The following is a 21,355-nucleotide window of genomic DNA, read 5'->3' as shown; positions in this document are numbered from 1 at the left end:
CGCCCTTCGACGACCCACTGAGCAGACACCGCATCGGTCCACGGTCTCACCGCGGACGCGTCGTACCCAGTTCCCAGAAACGAGGACCGGGCACGTCACCGGAGATGGGACGCGCCGACCAATCCGCCGCCCGCGTGAACCGGACCGCGCGCCCAGCCGTCTGGCGGGTACGACCGCGGACGCTTCGCTGGGAGGCACGATGGGATACCAGAACGAACTGCACGAGTTCCTGCGACAGGCGCAGGAGATCACCGTACGGGTACAGGAGGCCAGCGCCGGCATGGCCGACCGTGAGGTCAACGGCACGTGCGAGGGCGGCTCGGTACGGGTGGCGATGACGTCGTCGGGCGACGTCCGCTCGGTGAGGATCGAGCCGCGCGCGGTCAACCTGGACAACCTGCGCCGGTTGGAGACTCTGGTCGCCGAGGCGATGCAGGACGCGTTGAACAACGTGCGCGGAGTGGCCCAGCAGGTGATGCAGCCGCTCACCGACGACCTCAACCGGTTGATCGCCGACGATCCGCAGTAGTGACGGCCGCGAAGGTGCCGGGACATCCCCGACGGTGTCCCGGTACCTTCGTCATCCAACCATCGTGCGGCCCATCAGGAACAGCTCGTCGAAGACGCCGAACACACCCATCGCCAGCGTCGCGGACAGGACGAGACACACCACGCAGAGGCTGTCGAGGAACTTGCCGCGGTCCGGGCCGTTCGACACCGAGGTGTCCGCGTCGGATTCCTCCGGCCGGTAGGTGACCGCCACCGCGACGCCGATGCCGACGAGTGCACCGCCGACCAACACCAGCGACCAGATGGCCTGGTTCATGCCGAGGTACCGGTACGCGCTCGTGCCGATCACGCTGAACAGCCCGATCGCACCGGACCCGCCGAGCATGGCGATCTCGACGGGGTAGCCGACCTGCCGGGAGCGAATCACCAGCGCCAGTCCCGCGACACAGGTCAGTCCGAGTGCCCAGCCCTGACCGGAGACCGCGAGCACCGGCAGCGCGCCGACCAATGCCAGTGCCGGCAACATCAGGGTCAGGGTCAGCAGACGGCGGGAACTCAGCATCAGTCGGGCGGTCACGGGTGCCATGCCGGATGACGACTTCGGCATCCGGGCACTCCACGCCGCCACCGCACCGGCGAGCGGTCGGGCCGCGGCGATCAGGGCCAGAGCCACCACCGTGGTAGCGGCGGCGGCCTTCGTCACGTCGGCGTGCACGATCATCAGCACGACGCTGAGCGCACCCGCGGTCACCAGCGGCACCCCGACGGCGACGATCGCCGGCTCCGGCGTCGCCGCCAGCGCCATCAGCGTCCCCAAGGCGGCACCGAGGACGACACCGCACCAGAAGAGCCGACCGTCCAGCGACTGGCCGAGCAGGCCGCCCGCGGCGGCCAGGCAGGGCGCCGCGCTCAGCGAGATGGCCAGACACGCGGACGCCGGGATCCGTGCCCGCTGCTCGTTGAGTGCCCACGCGACGGACAGCATGACCAGGCTGACCAGGGTGAGGCCGATCGCCGCGACGAGGCCGGCGCGGGGTGTCCGCAACGCGACCGTCGCCGCGGCGAGGGAGAGCCAGCCGGTGCCGAGCCAGATGGTGAGCACACCGCGGTGCGCCGTGTCGCCGCGGTTCTTCTGCGCGTCGTCGGCGACCAGCTCCTCGATGTCCTCCACCACTGGCTCGGTGCCCGGATCCCGGGCGCTGTCGCACAGGTACAGCACCTGCCCGTCGGCCACCCCGGCCTCGGCCAGGGACTGCTCGATCGGCCACGGTTCCCGCCCCGCCGGCGCCAGCGACCACGCCGGTGTCATCGGCCCCGAGCCGTTCCGGCCGCACAGGTCGGCCAGACCCACCACGTACTCGCCAATGGGACTCTCGCTGGGAACCGCGACGTCGACGCGCTTGTCGGCGCCGACGACGGTGATCCGGCTACGCCTGTCCAACATCGTGCGTCAGCGCTGCCAGGTCTTCACGTTGGAAGCCTCGGCATTCGAATAGTTCTCGTACACCTTGTCGAGCGCGTGCGCGATGAACGGCAGGAGGCCGACGTTGGTCGCCGTGCCGTCACCCCACAGGCCCACGGAGGCGAGGTTCCACTGCTGTTCGAGTCCGGTGAAGTAGGTGTACGCCTGGCCTGTCCACGACTCCTGCAGCGGTGCCAGCTTGGCTCGCAGGTCGTTGAGCTCCATGGCGAGGCCGTTGGAGATGGTACGCACGCTGTTCCCGGCGTTCTCGAGTTCTGTCGGCACCTGAAGTCTGCTGGACAAAATATCGGGCATGATCGGCTCCTAGCTCAGAGACGGGCTGGCTGAATGGGCGTGGGGTCGGTCGGCATGGCCGACGGATCGGTCGGTGTGCCGATCAGGTTCCCGTCGATGGCGAGGAGGTTCTGGAGGTTGTCGGCCTCGCTGTTGACATAGTTGACGAAGTTGCCGCTCAGGCCCTGGCCGATGTTCACCAGCGCGTCGTGCAGAAGGATCGAGTACACGTGGAAGTTGTTCATCATCTCGGCGAACTGGGCGGACGTAACGCCGAACCACGATGCGCCGAGTCCGGTGACGAATTGCTGCAGTGCGGTCAGCTGGGTCAACACGTTGTTGGCGGTGTTGTCGCACTGGGTCGCGGCGGTCGCCACGTACTCCGGTGTGACGTTGTAGTGCGTCACGTCGCTCCTCCTCATGTTCGCGCGGACTGCCGTGCGTCTTAGCTTCGATCGTTGGTGGAGGACACGGCTAGTTCCCTAATCGAAGGGTCATGGGGCGACCCCGCTGGTCGTCATCGCGTCCTCGGCGATAGCCACCTGAATCAGTTCGGCGGGGGCGCCACGCGTCACCAGGACACCGCGGCCCGGTGGCCGGATCGCGGCGCGTTGGTCGCCGATCAGCGTTCCCTCGCGGCGGTCGCCGCTGAGAATCAGTCCCGCGCTGCCCATCTCCAGCATTCTCATGATCAGCACATCGGACATCAGCGACCGCGACGAGCCGGCCACGCGGCGCGCGAGCACGACGTGGAAGCCGATGTCCCGGGCGTGCGGCAGGAACTCGACGAACGGCCGCAGCGGATGCGCCATGCCGCCGGCGATCAGGTCGTAGTCGTCGATCACGAGATAGATGTCCGGGCCCTCCCACCAGTTGCGCGCGGCCAACTGTTGCGGGGTGACGTCGGATGGTGGCAGCCGCTCGCGCAGTTTCGCCGTGACCTGTTCGACGTACACCTTGAGCGAATCCGAATCGGCCGCGTAGGCGCCGAGATGCTCGTCCGGCACGACGCCGAGAAGGCTGCGGCGGTAGTCGACGACGACGAACCGCACCTCCCAACCCGACTTCCGTTCGACCGTGGCGCGGATCCAGGTACGCAGGAAGGCGGTCTTGCCGGCACCGCTGTCGCCGAACGCGACCAGGTGCCGCTCGTCGCCGCTCGCGAGGTCGAGGTCGACCGGACCCAGGTCGCGCTGGGTCACGCCGATCGGGATGCCGGTATCGCGCATCGCGAGGACGTCGCCGAGCGAGATCTCGGTCGGCAGCAACCTGATCTCCGGGGCCGCCGCACCCGACCAGCTGGTGGCCACCTCGTCGAGCACGGCGAGCTGCGCCTCACGCAGCCCCTCGGTCGTCTCCGCGCCGTCCATGCGCGGCGCGGCGAGGTGGAAGTAGAGGCCCGGAGCGGCCACACCGCGGCCGGGGACGCCGGTCGGGATCTGCCCGGCGAGCTTGCGGTTGATTTCGGAGTCGTTGTGGTCGTTGAGTCGCAGCTCGATGCGGGTGCCGATGGAGTCGCGCAACGCCGGCCGGATCTCCATCCAGCGGCCGGCGGTGAGTACCAGATGCACACCCACACCAAGGCCACGCGATGCGATCTCGGTGACGATCGGGTCGGCTTCCTCGAACGCGGCGCGCAGGCCGCCCCAGTTGTCGATCATCAGAAACACGTCGGCCGTGCGGGTGCCCTTCGGCAGGCGGCCCGCGGCGCGCCGGGCCCGGAACTCGGCGATCGAGTCGACGCCGAGGGAGCGGAACTGCTGTTCCCGTTCACCGATCAGGAACTGAATTTCGGCGAAGGTACGCCGCACCAGTTCCTCGTCGCTGCGGCCGGCCACGGAGCCGACGTGCGGCGTGGACACGAACGGGTGCAGCGTGCCACCGCCGAAGTCGATGCAGTAGAACTGCATTTCCTCCGGCGTGTGGGTGAGCATGGCGGACAGCATCGCCGTGCGCAGCAGGGTGCTGCGGCCGGTCTGCGGCGCACCGACCAGGGCGAGGTTGCTCTGCGTGCCGCCGAAGTCCATGACCAGCAGCTGCTGGTCCTGGTGCAGCGGGCGGTCCAGCACACCGAGGACGACCTTCATGTCGGCGCCCGGCCACTCAGGTGCGCACAGCCCCCGGCCGGGTCTCACGGCAGGCGCGCCGAGCAGCAGGTCGAGCGGGATCACCTCCGGCAGCGGCGGCAGCCACACCTGGTGGGCCGGAGCGGCGAGCGGCTTCATCCGATCGATCAGCACCTGAAGCTCGGTCGGCCCGGACGGCGTCTGCGTGTCGTCGTCCGCTTCCTCGGCGCCAGCCTCGGCGGGCGGATCGGGCAGCGGCGCGACGTCGAACGGGACCACCGCCTTCACCAGGCCGCCGGCCTCGGTGCGCTGCGCGCTGGTGAGGTACGGCGCGGAAACGTGCGCGACCCTCAGTCGCAGGTAGACGGACTCGGCGACCTTCAGGTAGGCCGAGCCCGGGATCGACGGCAGCTGGTAGGCGTCGGTGGTGCCGATGACCGCGCGGCTCTCGCTCGCCGAGAACGTACGCAGGCAGATCCGGTACGACAGATGCGACTCCAGGCCGCGCAGCCGGCCCTCCTCGAGCCGCTGGGTCGCCATCAGCAGATGCATGCCGAGGCTTCGACCGACCCGGCCTATCTGAACGAACAGGTCTACCAGCTCGGGACGGCCGGACAGCAGCTCACTGAACTCGTCGACAATGATCATCAGGTACGGCATCGGCTCGAGCTCGGTGCCGTCCGGCTTGGTGACACCGGCGGCGCGCCGGGTCTGGTATTCCCGGATGGAGTCCACGTCGCCCGCGTCGCGCAACATCTGCTGCCGGCGCTGCTGCTCCCCGAGCAGCGCCGCGTGCACCCGGCTGATCATCGCGGCGTCGTCGACCAGGTTGGTGATCAGACCCGCGACGTGTGGCAGGCCCGCCAACGGCGCGAACGCGGCACCGCCCTTGAAGTCCACGAGTACGAAGCTGAGCACCTCGGGAGAGTGGGTCAGGGCAAGACCACTGACCAGCGTACGCAGCAGCTCACTCTTACCCGAACCGGTCGCGCCGACGATCAGACCGTGCGGCCCGGCGCCGCCCTGTGCCGCTTCCTTGAGGTCGAGCAGCACGGTGCCGCCTTCGGCGTCAGTTCCGATCGGTACGCGCAACAGGCGGCTGCTGTCGGGCCGCAGCCAGAGCGTGGCCGGATCGATGGTCAGCGGGTCGCCGACGAACAGCATGTCGGTGAGCGAGACGTCACGGGCGAGCACCTGGTCGCGTTCGTCGATGAGCCGCAGCGGCGCCAGCCGGCGCGCGTTGAGCTCGGCCACGCCGACGTCCATGGTGTCCGGCACGAGGTCGTCCACCGCGGTGGTGACCAGGTCGCCGCGGCCCTCCATCGCGGCGCGGCCGTCCTCGGTCAGCCTGATCCGCAGGTCCACCCGGCTCGGCTCGTCGAGTTCGCGCCGGGCCAGAAACAACGCGGTGATGCCGAGTTGCGGCCCGGCCGCCTGCAGCAGCGCCCGCAGCAGGTCCGAACGACCCCACTCGGACACCGGCTGGAACCCGGTGAAGAGCACGACCAGGCGCTGCAGGCGAGGCGCATGGGAACGGTCGAAGCTGATCTGGACCCGCTGCACCGCCACGTGCTCCTCGCGCCGGCGGATCTCACGTTCGAGGTATCCGGCCAGATCGGCCGGGTCGACCCGGACCAGCGGAAGGACGCCGGCTTCACTCGTACCGTCGGGTTCGATCGCGTGTGGCAGCCACTTGGCCCAGGCCCAGTCGCCGCCGCCGGACGTCTCCACGGCGATCAGGACGTCGTCCGGCGCCTGCAGGGTCGCGAGCTGGCTCAGGATCGCCCGCGCCAGGCCGGCGGTCCGGTCCGGAGGGCCGAGCAGGCTCACCACGCCGGCATCGGCGAAGTTGACGACGGCCGGCTGGTTCTCCACCCCGCCAAGCCGCGCGACGAGCTTCTTCGCCGAAGTGAGCGACTCCCAGTCGTACTCCCCCATGGGGTCCAGCCGCTGGCTCAGCTCCACCGGTGTGGCCAGGGCGGCCCGGCCCCGACCGATGCGTACATGCATGAAGTCGGGGTCTGCCGGGCGACGCTCCCAGACCCGGTCGAGCGAGGTGCTGATCCCCCACAGGCGCAACGGGTCGGGGTGGGTGACCGCGTTGACCGTGCGCTGCATAGCGGCGTTGGACCGGGCCTGAGCCCGGGCTTCGTTGAGGTGGACCCGATAGCGCCGACGCTGCCGACGGACCTCGCGCCGGTTGTCGCTGCGCAGCTGTGACCGCATGGCGATGGTGACACCGATCGCGACGACCACGAAAAGAATGCCGAAGGCGATCAGGATCGGCCGACCGAACGTAATCATGTAGCCCGCCATGCCGGCCGAACTCAGCACCGGAAGGATCGTCGCGAGCCAGGTGCCGGTGTTCCGGCCGCTCCCGGCCTCCGGAGGCATCTGAAGCGTGATCGGCTCGGTGGACAGTCGCGGCGGCAGGAACCGCGGCGGACGATGGAAAGCCAGTCGGGTCATCCTGTGCAACTCACCTTCAGCTGCCCTACCGCCAGCATGGCCTTGTGGAACGGCGCCTTACCCGCGCTGGTTATCCGCACCGCGATGCCGCTCTTCGTCACGGGGTAGGCGCCACCGGTGACCCACGTGCCGGCCGAACCGGCCTGGCGGACGCTGAACCGGGCGAACTCCGTGCCGCCACGCGCGTTGAGCACCGAATACGTCACCGAGGGGACCGGTTTGAAAACCGAGCCGTCCGGTGTCGGGACGAAGACCTGGACGGTGCAGTTCTTCATGGCTGTGGGCGGCCGGAACCACCACTGCACGCTCGCCGGCGTCACCGACCCGGCGCCGGCGAACGGGATAACCACGTAGTCGCCGTGACACCCGTCCCTGGTCCAGCCACCCTCGCCGACGGTCACCCACGTGGACTGGCGACCCTCGGCGGCGAAGCCGTGATCGTCGAAGACCCCACAGTCCCAGCCACTGACCGCGGAGTAGGTCGTCACGGCCTTTGGCGGGGCCGGCGCGACTGGCTTCTTCAGCTTGACCGGCTTGATCAATTGCATCGCCACTCCCGCCAACAGAGCGATCAACGTCGCCACCGTGGCGACGATCAGCGTCACGTGCGGGCGGGCCGCTGGACGCTCGGCACCCGGACGGGCCCACCCGTACTCGGAAAACGCGCGCACGAACTCCCGGCGCTGCTCACCCGGAGCACCGATCCCCTTGTCCCGATATTGCGTGTCGACGCTTGTCACTGCCGATTCCCGTCCGATTGTTACTTCTTGGCGTTGGTCTCCGTGATCGGCGCATTCTGGTAGTCACGGGTGCCGTCGTCGGCGCCCCCGTCCGGTCGCTCCGCACCGAACGGCAGGGTGGGGACGTGGTCCGGAAGCGGGTCCGGCAGGTTGCCGCTGGGGTCACGCGTACCGGCCAGGCCCCCACCGAACTGGAGAAAGTCCCTGCAGAGCGAATCCTCGGACCTCGCATAGTTGTGCGCGGCCGCTTTGACCAAACCCTGGATCTTGCTAAGTGCGCTTTGCCCCTGCGGCTGTGTCTTCTTCGGGTCGGCCTTGGGGTCGCCGAACATCTCCAGCATGGCCGCGTCCCACTTGGTGTTGAAATCGTCGACCTCGGTCTCGGTCTGACCAGCCCAGCCCAGCTTCAGCCCCTGCCAGGTATCGGAGATGCTCTTCATCTGGGCATTGATGTCATTGATCGTACTGTCGAGCGAAACGCAGTAGTCATAGATCTGCGAGGGACTGACGTCGATCTTCTGACCACCGTTGTAGTCGTCCGGTGGCGCCACGGGATACGTCATGACGCTCCTCCTGCCTGTCCAGCCAACTTCCGCGCCTCATTCCCGATCTGCATGATGATCGAGGAATTCTTCTCCTCAGAAGTGACATAGTTCTGGTACGACGCGTGCATCCTCCGCAGCCCCTCGTCCAACGTGGCCATCAGGTCCGTGGACGCCTTGGTGAAATCGCCGGACAGCATCGTGAACGAATTGGCCGCCGGGCTCCTCCACACGCCCTGGATGTCGGTGAACACACCCTTAACTCTCTGCAAATCGCCCTCGACCACGTCCCGGGCCCGCCGCACCGAGGTGATGGCGTCGTTGAGCGCCTGCAGATCGACCTTCCAGTTGATGACCTTGCCGTCCGGCGTCGTCGTGGTAATCGACATACCATTCGCGCCGTATTCGGTGCTGCCATCCGGACCGGTAACAATGAGGCCGCCGTTGGACAGATACTTGTAGTGGCTCGCGACGGACTCGTCGCTACCGGTCCACGTCTTGAGCAGCTGGCCATTGCTGTTGTACTTCGAGTGCTCGATTCCCTGCGTCACGATGTAGGTGCCGTCAGGCTGCCACTGGATCGTCTCGGGGACCTGGCCCGGTTTCTGGACGAGGATCGGCTGGTTCTGCTCGTTGTACTCGGTCACGGTCCCGGCCGGGTCCGTCAGCGTGAAGTGCCCGTTGGGAAGCTTGTGGTAGAACGACGCGGTCGACTCGTCGTTGCCCTCCCACTGCTTGATCTCGTTGCCGTTGGCGTCATACAACACGTGCATGTTGCCGGTCGTGGCGACGTACTGGTCGCCCCGGTACTGGAAGGTGGTGACCTTGCCGTCGGCGCCGGTCTGCTTGACCAGATGACCACCGTCGGCGTACTCGGTGACGGTGCCCTTCGGATCGGTCAGCGTGTAGTTCCCGTTGCCCAGCGTGTGATAGAACGACGCCGACGATTCATCGGCGCCTTCCCACTGCTTGACCTCATTGCCATTGGCGTCATACAACACGTGCATGTTGCCAGTCGTGGCGACATAGATGTCGCCCCGGTACTCAAATGTCGTGACCTTGCCATCCGCGCCCGTCTGCTTGACCAGATGACCACCGTCGGCGTACTCGGTGACCGTGCCCTTCGGATCGGTCAGCGTGTAGTTCCCGTTGCCCAGCGTGTGATAGAACGACGCCGACGACTCGTCGTCACCTTCCCACTGCTTGATCTCATTGCCGTTGGCGTCATACAACACATGCGCGTTGCCGGTCGTGGCGACGTACTGGTCGCCTCGGTACTCAAATGTCGTGACCTTGCCATCCGCACCGGTCTGCTTGACCAGATGACCGTCATCGGTGTACTCGGTGACGGTGTCCTTGGAATCGGTCAGCGTGTAGTCGCCGTTGCCCAGCTTGTGATACAGCGACGCCGACGACTCGTCGTCACCCTGCCACTGCTTGACCTCATTGCCGTTGGCGTCATACAACACATGCGCGTTGCCAGTGGTAGCGACGTACTGGTCGCCTCGGTACTCAAACGTGGTGACCTTGCCATCCGCACCGGTCTGCTTGACCAGATGACCGCCATCGGCGAACTCGGTGACCGCCCCGTCCGGATCGGTCAGCGTGTAGTTGCCGTTATCAAGCTTGGCATAGGTCTGAGCCGTCGACTCATCGCCGCCCTGCCACTGCTTGACCTCGTTGCCGTCGGCGTCATACAACACATGCGTGTCGCCGGTCGTGGCAACGTACTGATCACCACGGTACTCAAACGTCGTGACCTTGCCATCCGCACCCGTCTGCCGCACCAGATGACCGTCATCGGTGAACTCGGTGACCGCCCCGTCCGGATCAGTCAGCGTGTAATCACCGTTGCCCAACTTGTGATACAGCGACGCCGACGACTCGTCGCCGCCCTGCCACTGCTTGACCTCATTGCCGTCGGCGTCATACAACACATGCTGGTCACCAGTCGTCGCGACATAGTTGTCGCCGCGATACTCAAACGTGGTGACCTTGCTGTCGGCGCCGGTCTGCTTGACCAGGTGCCCGTCGTCGGTGAACTCGGTGACGGCCCCGTTCGGATCGGTCAGCGTGTAATCACCGTTGCCCAACTTGTGGTAGAACGACGCCGACGACTCATCGTCACCCTGCCACTGCTTGACCTCATTGCCGTTAGCGTCATACAACACATGCTGGTCACCAGTCGTGGCGACATAGTTGTCGCCCCGGTGCTCAAACGTCGTGACCTGACCACCCGAGGTCTGCTGCACCAAATGACCATCAGCGGCGTACTCGATCGTCCCGTTGGAATCGGTCAGCGTGTAGTTGCCGTTGCCCAGCTTGTGGAACAGCGCCGCCGACGACTCGTCGTCACCCTGCCACTGCTTGACCTCATTGCCGTCGGCGTCATACAACACATGCTGGTCACCAGTCGTTGCGACATAGTTGTCGCCCCGGTACTCAAACGTCGTGACCTTGCCATCCGCGCCCGTCTGCTTGACCAGATGACCGTCGTCGGCGAACTCGGTGACCGCCCCGTCCGGATTGGTCAGCGTGTAATCACCGTTGCCCAGCTTGTGGTAGAACGACGCCGACGACTCGTCGTCACCCTGCCACTGCTTGACCTCATTTCCGTTAGCGTCATACAACACATGCTGATCACCCGTGGTCGCCACGTACTGGTCGTCGCAGTACTGGAACGTGGTGACCTGGCCGTTGTCGCCAACCTGCCGCACCAGATGACCATCGGCGCTGTACTCCGTGGTCCCCCTCGCATCGGTCAGCGTGTAATTGCCGTTGCCCAGCTTGTGGAACAACGCCGCCGACGACTCATCATCACCCTGCCACTGCTTGACCTCATTGCCGTTAGCGTCGTACAACACATGCTGGTCACCAGTCGTTGCGACATAGTTGTCGCCCCGGTACTCAAACGTCGTGACCTTGCCATCCGCACCCGTCTGCCGCACCAGATGACCACCGTCGGTGAACTCGGTGACGGCCCCGTTCGGATCGGTCAGCGTGTAATCACCGTTGCCCAGCTTGTGGTAGAACGACGCCGACGACTCGTCGCCGCCCTGCCACTGCTTGATCTCAGTGCCGTTAGCGTCATACAACACATGCTGATCACCAGTCGTCGCGACATAGTTGTCGCCCCGGTACTCAAACGTCGTGATCTGACCGCCCGTGGTCTGCTGCACCAGGTGACCGTCAGACAGATACTCCGTCACCGTCCCGTCCGGAGACGTCAGCGAATAGTGCCCACCGTCGAGCCGGTGATACAGAGCAGCCGAAGACTCGTCGCTGCCCTGCCACTGCTTGATCACAGAGCCGTTGGCGTCATAGAGCACATGCTGATCACCAGTCGTCGCAACGTACTGGTCGCCGCGGTACTCGAACGTCGTGACCCGCCCATCGGGCCAGGTCTGACACATGGCGCGGCCGGACGCGTCGTAGTCGACGACTGAGCCGTCCGGCTGGGTCCTCTGCTGATCGGGCATCGACGAGCTCCTCATGGACCGCGGACATCCACGGACGTTGCCGCGCGGATCTGACGACGCGGGCGCGAACCGTAGCCTGCCAGACAGTCGTGGGGACGCGGCAGTGACCGATTCGGACGACAAAAGAGGTGACCCCGTGAACCGCCGACCTTCGGCGTCCGTTAGACGGTCATGGTTGCCACCACACCGCCGCGCCCGCGACCGATCGCGGGTCGTGCAACGCAACGCGTCGCCGCCAAGGGTTGGGGAAGCCATCGCACGATAGGGGCGGCGCTGCGCGCCGCGAGCAGCGGTTCTGTCATCAGTGTCGGCCCCGGGTCGTACCACGAATGCGTCGTCATCGACCGTGACGTCAGCATCGTCGCCGACCGCGAGCGCGGCGCCGTGGAGTTGATCTCAACGAACGGTCCGGCGCTAGTCAGCAGGGCCGGCGAGGCGACGGTGCACGGTCTGACGGTACGCGGCGGCCCGTCCGGCGCGGCGGTGCAGATCAGCGCGGGGACGCTGACGATGGTGGACTGTGACGTCTCGGTCGGCTGGGTGGAGGCGGAGGGCTGGGCCAAGTCGGTGTTGCACGGGTGCCGCATCCACTCGGCCACGGGCACCGGGCTGCGCGTGCGCGGCAACGCACAAGTCGCCGTGATCGGGTCCACGATCGAAGACATCGACGGTGACGCCGTCCTGGTCGGGCAGTCGGCGCGAGCCGTGCTGCGCGACTCCACGGTCAGCCGGCCGACCGGCAATGGCCTGGTGCTGTCCGAGCGCGCCTCGGCCGAGCTGGACAACTGCGAGATCGGTCATACCGGCGGCGTCGGCGTGCACGCGCAGGAGGAGGCGCGGGTGGTGCTGCGCGGCGGGCGGGTCAACGACACCGCCGGCGACGGCATCCGCCTGGTCGGCCCGACACCGGGCGAGGGCGGTTCGGCCAGCGCGGACGCCGGGGCGGATGAGGACACCTGTGTTGCCGAGGTCACCGAGACGACCGTGGTGCGCAGCGGGTCGCACGGCCTGGCGGCGTACGGTGCGGCGCGGATGACCGTTCGCAGATCCACCGTGGACAGCGCTGGACGCAGCGGGTTCTATGCGGAGTCGGGTGGGCGGATCGCCCTCGACGAGTGCCGGGTGAATCTCAGCGGGAGCACCGGCCTGGTCGCTCGGGGCGCGGCCCGCATGGAGGCCTCCGAATGTACGGTGACCCGCGCCGGCGCCAACGCCGTCTTCCTGGACGGCGACGCTCGCGGCGTCCTGCGCCGGTGCGTGCTGAGCGGCTCGGCGTTCAGCGCGGTGCATCTGGCCGGTAGCGCCGCGGCGGAGCTCGACCAGTGCACGCTGTCCGGGACGCCACAGCACGGAGTGCGGGTGACCGGCCGGTCCATTCTGCGGATGACCGGCGGCAAGATCGACAACGCCAAGATGAGCGGTGTGCAGGTCGAGGACGATGGCGACGCCACCGTGCGGCACGCCTCCATCGAGCACGTGGCGGTTGGGATCCGGGTGGAGACGTCGCACCGGCCGCTGTTCGAGGACTGCTCGGTCGGCACCGCCGGCCAGGCCGGCATGGAGATCGCCCCCGGCTCCGACGCGACGGTACGCGACAGCCGGTTCGCCGAGAGCGGCGGCGCCGGAATCTTCCTCGACCGCGACAGCGCCGCGACCATCGAGGACTGCGCGATCCTGGACGCGGGCGGCAGCGGCCTGGTGGTGTGGAGCGCCGCCAGGCCGATCGTGCACACCCTGCGCATCGAACGCTGCGGCAAGAACGGGGTCTACCTGGCCGCGGACGCCCGCGGCGCGCTGGACGACGTGTCCATTTCGGCGAGCCAGCTCCCGGCGCTGTTCGTCGGCGAGCGTGCGAATCCTCGCGTACGGCGCTGCCACGTCGACAACACCGAACGCGACCTCAGTGTGGCGGACGGCGGGGAGCCGACGTTCATCGACTGCTCGACGAGCAACGTACGGTCAGTCAGCATGCCGGCGACCACGACGGCCGCACCTCGGGTGCTCACCAGTCAGCCCGGCGGTTCGTCGGCACCCGAGGCGGCTGGCACACCGAACGAGATGGACTTGGACAGCCTGCTCCATCAGCTCAACGGCCTCGTCGGTCTCGCCCGGGCCAAACACGACGTCAGTACCTTGGTGAAGCTGATGCAGATGGTGAAGTGGCGCCAGGAGATGGGGCTCGCTCCGCCGCCGCTGTCACGCCATCTCGTCTTCGCCGGCAACCCCGGCACCGGTAAGACCACTGTCGCGCGGCTGTACGGGCAGATCCTCAACGCCCTCGGCATGCTCGCCAAGGGGCACCTGGTCGAGGTGGACCGCGGACACCTCGTCGGCGAGTACGTCGGACACACCGCCCCGAAGACGCAGGCGGCGTTCAAGCGCGCGATGGGCGGCGTGCTGTTCATCGACGAGGCCTACGCCCTCGTGCCGGACGGCCAGTCGAGCGACTTCGGCCAGGAGGCGATCTCCACGCTGGTCAAGCTGATGGAGGACCACCGCGACCAGGTCGTGGTGATCGTGGCCGGATACCCGGACCAGATGGGCCGCTTCATCGCGGCCAACCCTGGCTTGTCGTCGCGCTTCAACCGCACGCTCACCTTTGACGACTACCTGCCGGACGAGCTGGTCCAGATCGTCGCGCAGCAGGCCCGCGAGCACGACTACGAGTTGCCCGGCGTCACGGTCGAGGCGTTGGCGGTGTACTTCTCGTCCGCCGACGCCGGCAACGGATCCGGCAACGGCCGCTTCGCGCGGCAGGTTTTCCAGGAGATGACCGAGCGGCACGCCTACCGGGTCGCCGATGTCGGCATCCCGACGAAGGAGCAGCTGAGCATGCTGCTGCCGGCCGACGTGCCGGAGCACGTCGGCGTTGACGCGGAATAGCCGACAACGAGGAGGTTCAATGGCCGACGACGACAAGAAGCCACCGCCCGACGTCAATCCGCCGACGCTGGAGATGAACGCCCCGGGCTGGCCACTGCCGGCTACCGGCGATATCCCGAACCTGAAGGGCGACGGTGAGGAGCCCAAGGGTCCGCCACCGGAGGTACCTCCCTTCTCGGTGACCGTGGAGACCATCCGCGAGGCGCAGAGCGCCGTGCTGCCCCATGCGGAGACCGCGGTGAACTCGTACGAATCGCTGAGGAACTCGACGAACGCGAAGAAGGGCTGGATCTTCCAGCAGAAGCATGGCGGCGACCTCGGTGAGACCCAGACCTGGAACGTCGCCTCACAAGGTCCGGGCCCCGTAACGAGCAATGAGGCCGACAAGTCTCTCGCGGCCGAGACGCCGGTCATCGCGGAGAGCCTGGACAAGGCGCTGCTGTCCATCGCGGATACGGTGCGTCTGGTCGGCGACTTCACGTCATACATGAACCTGGCCGTACAGACGTACGTCCGGGCGGACAAGAACTCGTTCCTGCCCACCGAGTGACCGCACGGCGCGGCGGCCCCGTCGTCGACGGGGCCGCCGTGAACCGAACTGGTAGATCGAAACTCGACGTCGTTACCAGACGCAGATGGTTACCGGGCCGGCAAGGATGGTGTAGCCGTCGTTGCTGAAGTAGTAGACGTCGTAGTCTCCCCGGCCGAAGTCGGCGGTGAAGGTGACGATGTTGTTGGTGCCCGGTGTGTACTGCCAGGCGGTGGAGTGCTCGTCGCCGGGTGTGTCGCCCGGCCTGTAGACGCCGATCCAGTTCGTGGAGCTGTTCATGGCCGGCGGCGTGCTGTACGAGAAGGTGATCGACTCGCCGTCCTCCACGGTCGGTGTCGAGGTCGTGAGTGTCGGGACGCGCCTCGGCGACGACGTCGGACGCGACGGCGGCGAGGGAGACTCCGCCGGCGACGTGGACGGAGACGCCGGCGGGGACGGCGAGGGGGACGCGGACGGCGACGCGGACGCGGACGGCGAGGGAGGCGGTGAGGTCGGGGTGGATGCCGCCGGGTCCAGCCTGGTGTCCCCGGAGTAGTAGTCGACATAGCCCATCGTCTGTTGGATCTGGCTCAACAGGACGGGGGACGGCGGTAGCCCGCCGGCCTGGCGCACGGCGGTGACGCCCCACCGGTGGGCGGCCAGCGCCAGCACGTACGCGTCCGACGAGGTCAGCGGCGCCAGTTGGGTGCTCAGGTCACACAGCGCCTGGCCGAGCGTCGTGATCGCCGAGCTGGGGTTCCACGGTGACACGTTCGCCGGCGCCTTCGGCCCGGCGTGCTGCTGCCACGTCTGCGGCGTGAACTGCGCGATGCCCTGGCCGCCGGTGGCGGACCGCAGGTTGGGGTCGAACTTGGAGGCGGCCATCAACTGGGCCGCGATCCGGGCCGGGGTGACCGTCGGGCAGATGTGGCCGGCGCGCACGATGTCCGCGACGTACGCGTCGGGTACCCGTCGTGCGTCGACGGTGGTCGAGCCGGACGGGGCGGCCGAGGCGGACGGGCCGACGTTCGGGCCGCGGAACTCGGGGCGGCTGGCATACCAGTTGGCGTACGAGCTGTTGAGGTCCACGAAGTTCCGCGCGCTGGCCGGTATTCCCTTGGCCGCGACTATGGCCGGCAAACCCACCCGGGTGGCGGCCACCGCCGCCAGCCACTGGTCGCCGCCGATGTTCGCGGCGCGCACCTGACCGGCCAACTCGCACGTCTGATGAGCCAGCGCCAGGATGTTCGCCCGGTCATCGGTACGCTTCGCGCCCTGCCACGGTATCCACTTCTTCCATGCGGCGTCATCCATGCCGGCCAGCCCCTGGCCGCCGTTCGCGCTCGCCGCGCTGGCCTGGAAGCCGGTGGTAGCCATGATCTGCGCGGCGAGCCGGGGGCCGGTCAGCACCGGGCAGGACAGCGCCGCGGTGACGACGGTTTCCACCTGGTCGGCCGGCACCGGCACCGGGGTAGTCCCGTCGGCCGCGGCCAGACCGAACCGGCCGTCGCTCGAGGTGCCGCCCACGGCCGCCACCAGAAGCAGGACCGCACCCAGGGCCGTCCACCTGTGACGCCCGCCGAGCAGGCCGTCCAAGAGGGCCTGACGTGCCCGGCGGCCCGCCCCGGCCGTGAGGCGGTTCTTCCACCGCGAGGGAGTCGCTGCCATGACTATTCTCCTAGTAAGACGGAATCAATACGACGACGAGCCGAGAAGGCAAACCGGATCACGGACCGCTCCTGCGCGGAGCAGGATCGCGGGCGAGGTGCGCCGACACCACGGCGCTTCCATCGCCATGCACGACGGTGAAGAAGGCGAGCGTCGACTCGAAGGCCGGGACGGTTCCCTCGAGATCCCGCACCTCCCTGGCGCCCACCCAGCCACACACCACGAAGGTCCGACCATCGGTGGTCACGGCGAACAACTCGTATCTGGCACCGGCCCGCAGGCCGACCACGGTGGCCCGCACGTCGGTGCCGGGCCCGTTGCCGACCACGGACACCGACAGGGACGCACCGCTGGAGGGGTCGGAGGCGGTCGCGGTAGCCGCGACCGGGACGGTCGGTCGCGAGTGGTCGCCCGGCTGACCGCCCAGGCGCAGTCCGAGCGCCACGCCCGCGGACAGGACGAGCAGCACGCCGACCATGGCTACGCTGACGGGTGCCTGGATCCGCCGTTCGCCCGCCCCGGTCCGGACCAGCAGCGCGCGGTGCGGGCGGCTCCGCGGTCGGCCGGGTGACCCTCGCGTGGCGGGCGGCGCCGGTGGCGGCGACTCGGCCGCCGTCGGGCCCTGAGGGTGCAGGTCCCGCACATCGGCGAGAGTCAGCCGCAGCATCGCCTCGGCCACCACGCCGAGCGAGTCCGCCTCCGCGCAACAGCTCTCGCACTCGGCGAGGTGGGCCTCCACCGCGTCCAGCCCAGCACCCCGCAGACCACCGAGCACATACAAGCCAAGCAGATCGCGTACCTGCGTCTGCGCGCCCCGCTCGCAGCGCTCGCTCATGGCACCAGTCCCTCCGCGTCCGAAGTCGTAGCCGAATCTCTCCCTCTACGACGTAGCGCGGCGCCGGTGGTTCACTCGACGTCACGATTTTCTCCCCGGGGTGCCACTGTCGACGGTCTCCTGGCCTGTCGGAACCCGAACCCGCACTCCGACCGACCAGCGGGCGCGGGGCACCTCACCCAGCAGGATCGGGAGCAGCCTTCCGGGGTTCGCGGTGGCCAGCCGGCGGGCGGACGCCGTGGCGCCCGGGCCGGCACAGAACACGACCCCGAACCGGTTCGCCGGTTCCGGCGGCTCGGCCGGGATTTCGTCCAGGGCGCGTGCGCCCGACGGCGGCTGGTCGCCCAGAGCGCCGGAGAGGACGAGAACGTCGGCTCCCGCCGTGGCGACGCGCTCGGCAAGCCGGCGGGCGACCCGGCGGCAGTTCTCCGTCTCCCCGGTGACGGTGAGCACGTCCGGGGTACGGGTGAGGTCGACGTAGAGCCGGCGCCCGCCGTGATCGCCCAGCAACACGAACGCGGGACCGTCCGGGGTCGGTTCGTCCGTGCCGCACCATACGAAGGCAGGCTCGTCCGCCTCTCCTCGCGCGCCGAGCAGCGAGACGCTCAGCTCGTCCTGCTCGCACGTCACCCGGGTCACCAACAGTTCCGGAATGGCCTCGCCCGGCATGCCCGCCTGCCGGGCGTCGACAGCCGCCGGGACGGTCGCGACCGCCGCGACCCCGGCCGCCGCGCCGTCCGGACCATGTACCGCGGCCGGGACCGGCGCCGCAGCCAGGACCGGGACCGCAGCCAGGACCGGGGCCGGGACCGGGACCAAACTGCCGGGCGGCTCCGTCGGTTTGCTCGGGCCGACGGTCGTCACGCCCACGGTCGCGACCGCGGGCCGAGGCGGTCGCGGGCGGCGCCGGCGGGGCGGTGCGGCCACGAACGTCCCGGCCAGCAACGCGAGGATCACCGCCAACGCCACGCCGCCCCAGCGCACGGCCGGCGTATCGCGCCACGAACCGTGGCCCGCACCGACCGGCGCGGGACCCGGCTGCGGTGAGCCGCTCGCCGCCTGCGGAGCGCCGGTGGTGGCCGGCGGCACCGTGGGCGGCGCGCCGACGCGTACCCCCGGCCCGGACGCGTCGGCCGGCAGCACGAGGATCCAGCCGACGTGCAGCCGTAGCGGGTCGGTGAGCCGGTCGCCGTCCGGCTGCGGCCGGTCGGCGTTGAGCTTGACGATCTCCGGGTAGCGTTTGCCGTTGCCCAACGTCCGGACCGCGATGTCGTACAGGTACTGCGGCTGACCGGTGGGCGACGTGCCGACGACGTAGTACTTCGCGTGGCCCGGGCCAGGCGGCGGTTTCGCGACAGCCGGTCCGGGGTGCGTCACCGTGACCAGGGCGACGATCACCGCCACGGTCGTCAGTCGCGCCCGCACCGATGTGTCACGTACCCGCCGCACCCAGCGCCGCACGAAGCCCTCGCAGGCCGTAGTGTGCCCGCGACCTGACGGTCCCTTCCGGAATGCCGAGCCGCTCCGCGACCTCACGCGCCGTCCGTCCGCAGTAGAAGATCTCGATCAGTACGGTGCGATGGTCCACGCTCAACGTGACCATGGCCTCCCGCACCGTCAGCCCGTTGACCACCTGGTCGACCTGGTCGTCGGTGGCGAGGAACTCGGCCGCGTCCACCTTCACCTCGATCGGCCGGACGTGGCGCTCCCGCGCCTGGTCGATGGCGATGCGCCGGGCGACGGTGAACAGCCACGGCCGCAGCGCGGCCACGTCGTCGCCCGGAGTCCGCGCCTTGCGCCAGGCCCGCAAGAGGGTCTCCTGCAACAGATCCTCGGCCAGATGCTGTTTGCCCAGCGTCAGGCGCAACAGGTACTGGTAGAGCGGTCCCGCGTGGGCGGCGTACACCGCCCGCATCCACGCCGCACCGCTGCCGTCCTCCGGACCCTCCGACGCCTCGAGTGGAGCCGAGCCAACGCGAGTCAACACGACACAACCGCCTCCCCCTCGGTGACAGCCGGACCGCCAACGCGACGTCTACCGCACACCGCCACCCGTCGCAGCGCATCGGCCATCCCCCTCACCCGACCGCGGGTATGTCGCGGCAAGGACGATGAATGGGACCCTCGGGTTCACGTCCGGGAACTATCGGTGTCAATGTCTAGCACCCTGGGCGATACCGGTGACCCGTCCGCGGACGATCGGGAAGGCACTCATGTCCGTCCGTACATGTGGGGCTCAGCGGGCCGCGACCGCGCGGTCGTCGTGACTGTCCTTCCGCGGACCGCTCGGCGCGGTGTCCGCGTCGGTGTCCGCGGGTTCCGACGCCACCGGCCCGTCCTCCGGCTCGTCGGCCGAGGTGCGCACCAAGCGCCGTACCCGGACCACCAGCAGCACGACCGCCGCGCCAACGACGGTGACCAGCACCAGCACCACCACTTGGCCGGCGCCGGACTGGTGGGACCGGCTGCCGCTTTCCGCGAGCGTCGGGGCGTCGGTCTTTTCCTCCGCCAGTACCGTCGTGACCGCCGAGGCCGGGTTGATCAATCCCCATCCGTGCTTCGCGTCCGGCGCCTGGCCGCCACCCTGCGGGTCCGAGGTGACCTTCACCCGATGGACCACCTGACCGGCGCTCAGGTTCGGATACGCCGCACGCACCAGCGCCGCCTCACCGGCCGCGAAGGCCACCGCGTACTGGGTTCCGCTGACGGTGGTGGCACCGACCCCGGTGATGCCGAGGGTCGTCACGTTCGCGCCGGGCGCCATCACGTCCACCGCTCCGGGTTGGTACTTGGCCGCCGCCTGGCCATCCACGCCCACGGCACCCACCCGGAGTACCCCCTTGGCCGCCTCCTCGGCGCTGACACCTCCGGCGCCGGGGGCGGCCGCGCCGACCACGACGACCACGTTGTGTGCCAACGCGTTGGCGACCGCCTTCGCCACACCCTTGTCGGCGACGTCGACGTACGCGCCGAGGGCGATGACCGTGGCGCCGGCCGCGACGGCCACCTCGATCGCGGTGACCTCGTCGCGGGGGCGCGGACGCGGCGAGTTGGTGACCACCTTGACCGGCATGATGGTGGCGTCCGGCGCGAGACCGACGAGGTTGCTGCCCTGGGCGGGCTGCGCGGCGATGATGGCGGCCATGGCCGTACCCGAACCGAGGCAGTCGGCGCCCCCGTTGCCGCGGCCGCTGACCACGTCGGCGCCGACGGCCATATGTCCCCGCAGCGGCGCGAGGTTCGCGTCCACGCCGGAGTCCACGACCGCGACCATCTGCCCCTGACCGCGGGTGTGGGCCCACGCCTGGTCGGGGGCAAGCCGCAGGAAGGCCCAGTCGGTCTGCGAGCTGGACCCACCGGATGCCTGGCAGGACCCCTTCGGCTTGGACTTCGACTTGGTCTTGGTCGCCGGCGACGACTTCGCGCCGCCCGGGTCCGCCAGGCGCTGGGCCGGCGGTTTCTGCCCCGCCGTCTGGTCCGGGCCGCCGGGCTTGACGCGGGGCGGAGGGGCGGCCCCGGCGGTCGTCGGCAGAGTGCCGTGCCGCACGCCGTCGCCGACCGCGTCCCACGGCAGGACGAGCTGCCACCCGGCGCGCAGGTTGGTGTGGCTGGTCACGGCGCCGCCGTCTGGCTGCGGCCGGCCCACGTTGAGGTTGTAGATGTCGGCCGCCCGGTTCGACGAGCCGAGGAACCGCCCCGCGATCTCCGCGAGGTCCTCCGGCTTGCCCTGGTACGAGGCGGCGACCGTGTAGTACTTCACGTAGTCCGGCTCCGCGGCCGCCGCCGACCCGGCCGCACCCGCCAGTCCGGCCCCCAGAACGCCCATGACGATCACCAGGACCAGAGCCGGGAACCGCTGCCTTCCACCGCGCACCGCG

15 protein-coding genes are annotated in these 21,355 nt (G+C 68.8%); 3 read left to right on the top strand and 12 right to left on the bottom strand.

Annotated elements, in window-relative coordinates; genetic code table 11:
• Nucleotides 1–199: 199 nt before the first annotated feature.
• Nucleotides 200–529, top strand: coding sequence for a YbaB/EbfC family nucleoid-associated protein (locus AB0M36_RS16895; protein WP_364158054.1), 330 nt, complete (start codon nucleotides 200–202; stop codon nucleotides 527–529).
• 51 nt (nucleotides 530–580) lie between these two features.
• Here AB0M36_RS16895 and AB0M36_RS16890 read toward each other — a convergent pair whose 3' ends face one another.
• The 7 genes from AB0M36_RS16890 to AB0M36_RS16860 form a co-directional block, all read right to left on the bottom strand.
• The gene (locus AB0M36_RS16890) at nucleotides 581–1,954 is read right to left on the bottom strand and encodes an EsaB/YukD family protein (RefSeq protein ID WP_364158052.1); all 1,374 of its coding nucleotides are present in this window, start codon (nucleotides 1,952–1,954) and stop codon (nucleotides 581–583) included.
• A gap of 6 nt (nucleotides 1,955–1,960) precedes the next feature.
• Nucleotides 1,961–2,287, bottom strand: coding sequence for a WXG100 family type VII secretion target (locus tag AB0M36_RS16885; protein ID WP_364158050.1), 327 nt, complete (start codon nucleotides 2,285–2,287; stop codon nucleotides 1,961–1,963).
• A gap of 14 nt (nucleotides 2,288–2,301) precedes the next feature.
• A complete protein-coding gene (locus AB0M36_RS16880) occupies nucleotides 2,302–2,673 on the bottom strand; it encodes a WXG100 family type VII secretion target (RefSeq protein WP_364158048.1) in 372 nt (123 codons plus the stop codon).
• An 87-nt stretch (nucleotides 2,674–2,760) separates the two neighbouring features.
• Nucleotides 2,761–6,801 (bottom strand): type VII secretion protein EccCb, encoded by a 4,041-nt coding sequence (gene eccCb, locus AB0M36_RS16875; protein WP_364158045.1) that lies wholly within the window; start codon nucleotides 6,799–6,801, stop codon nucleotides 2,761–2,763.
• Nucleotides 6,798–7,541, bottom strand: a complete 744-nt coding sequence (locus AB0M36_RS16870) for a hypothetical protein (protein WP_364158042.1) — start codon at nucleotides 7,539–7,541, stop codon at nucleotides 6,798–6,800. The genes eccCb and AB0M36_RS16870 overlap by 4 nt, the downstream gene beginning before the upstream one ends.
• Nucleotides 7,542–7,561: 20 nt before the next feature.
• Nucleotides 7,562–8,104: a hypothetical protein gene (locus tag AB0M36_RS16865; protein WP_364158040.1), complete on the bottom strand. Its 543-nt coding sequence runs from the start codon at nucleotides 8,102–8,104 to the stop codon at nucleotides 7,562–7,564.
• Nucleotides 8,101–11,562 carry a hypothetical protein gene (locus AB0M36_RS16860; RefSeq protein WP_364158037.1) on the bottom strand — a complete coding sequence of 1,154 codons (3,462 nt, stop codon included), beginning with the start codon at nucleotides 11,560–11,562 and terminating at the stop codon, nucleotides 8,101–8,103. The genes AB0M36_RS16865 and AB0M36_RS16860 overlap by 4 nt, the downstream gene beginning before the upstream one ends.
• Nucleotides 11,563–11,733: 171 nt before the next feature.
• Between AB0M36_RS16860 and AB0M36_RS16855 the strand changes: the two genes are divergently transcribed.
• A complete protein-coding gene (locus AB0M36_RS16855) occupies nucleotides 11,734–14,445 on the top strand; it encodes a right-handed parallel beta-helix repeat-containing protein (protein ID WP_364158035.1) in 2,712 nt (903 codons plus the stop codon).
• Nucleotides 14,446–14,464: 19 nt separating this feature from the next.
• Nucleotides 14,465–14,995 (top strand): hypothetical protein, encoded by a 531-nt coding sequence (locus AB0M36_RS16850; protein ID WP_364158032.1) that lies wholly within the window; start codon nucleotides 14,465–14,467, stop codon nucleotides 14,993–14,995.
• 72 nt (nucleotides 14,996–15,067) lie between these two features.
• Here AB0M36_RS16850 and AB0M36_RS16845 read toward each other — a convergent pair whose 3' ends face one another.
• The 5 genes from AB0M36_RS16845 to AB0M36_RS16825 all read right to left on the bottom strand — a co-directional run bounded on the left by AB0M36_RS16845 (nucleotide 15,068) and on the right by AB0M36_RS16825 (nucleotide 21,351).
• A complete protein-coding gene (locus AB0M36_RS16845) occupies nucleotides 15,068–16,642 on the bottom strand; it encodes a hypothetical protein (protein ID WP_364158030.1) in 1,575 nt (524 codons plus the stop codon).
• A gap of 58 nt (nucleotides 16,643–16,700) precedes the next feature.
• Nucleotides 16,701–17,477: a zf-HC2 domain-containing protein gene (locus tag AB0M36_RS16840; RefSeq protein WP_364158027.1), complete on the bottom strand. Its 777-nt coding sequence runs from the start codon at nucleotides 17,475–17,477 to the stop codon at nucleotides 16,701–16,703.
• Nucleotides 17,478–17,558: 81 nt separating this feature from the next.
• The gene (locus AB0M36_RS16835) at nucleotides 17,559–18,902 is read right to left on the bottom strand and encodes a hypothetical protein (protein WP_364158025.1); all 1,344 of its coding nucleotides are present in this window, start codon (nucleotides 18,900–18,902) and stop codon (nucleotides 17,559–17,561) included.
• Nucleotides 18,903–18,909: 7 nt separating this feature from the next.
• Nucleotides 18,910–19,464, bottom strand: coding sequence for a sigma-70 family RNA polymerase sigma factor (locus AB0M36_RS16830; protein WP_364158023.1), 555 nt, complete (start codon nucleotides 19,462–19,464; stop codon nucleotides 18,910–18,912).
• A gap of 249 nt (nucleotides 19,465–19,713) precedes the next feature.
• Nucleotides 19,714–21,351, bottom strand: a complete 1,638-nt coding sequence (locus tag AB0M36_RS16825; RefSeq protein WP_364158021.1) for a S8 family serine peptidase — start codon at nucleotides 21,349–21,351, stop codon at nucleotides 19,714–19,716.
• Nucleotides 21,352–21,355: the final 4 nt, after the last annotated feature.

It is taken from the genome of Actinoplanes sp. NPDC051346 (genome assembly GCF_040682215.1).
Lineage (GTDB): Bacteria > Actinomycetota > Actinomycetes > Mycobacteriales > Micromonosporaceae > Actinoplanes.
Note: the sequence above shows the minus strand (reverse complement) of the source record. Positions and strands in the feature narration are given on the sequence as shown.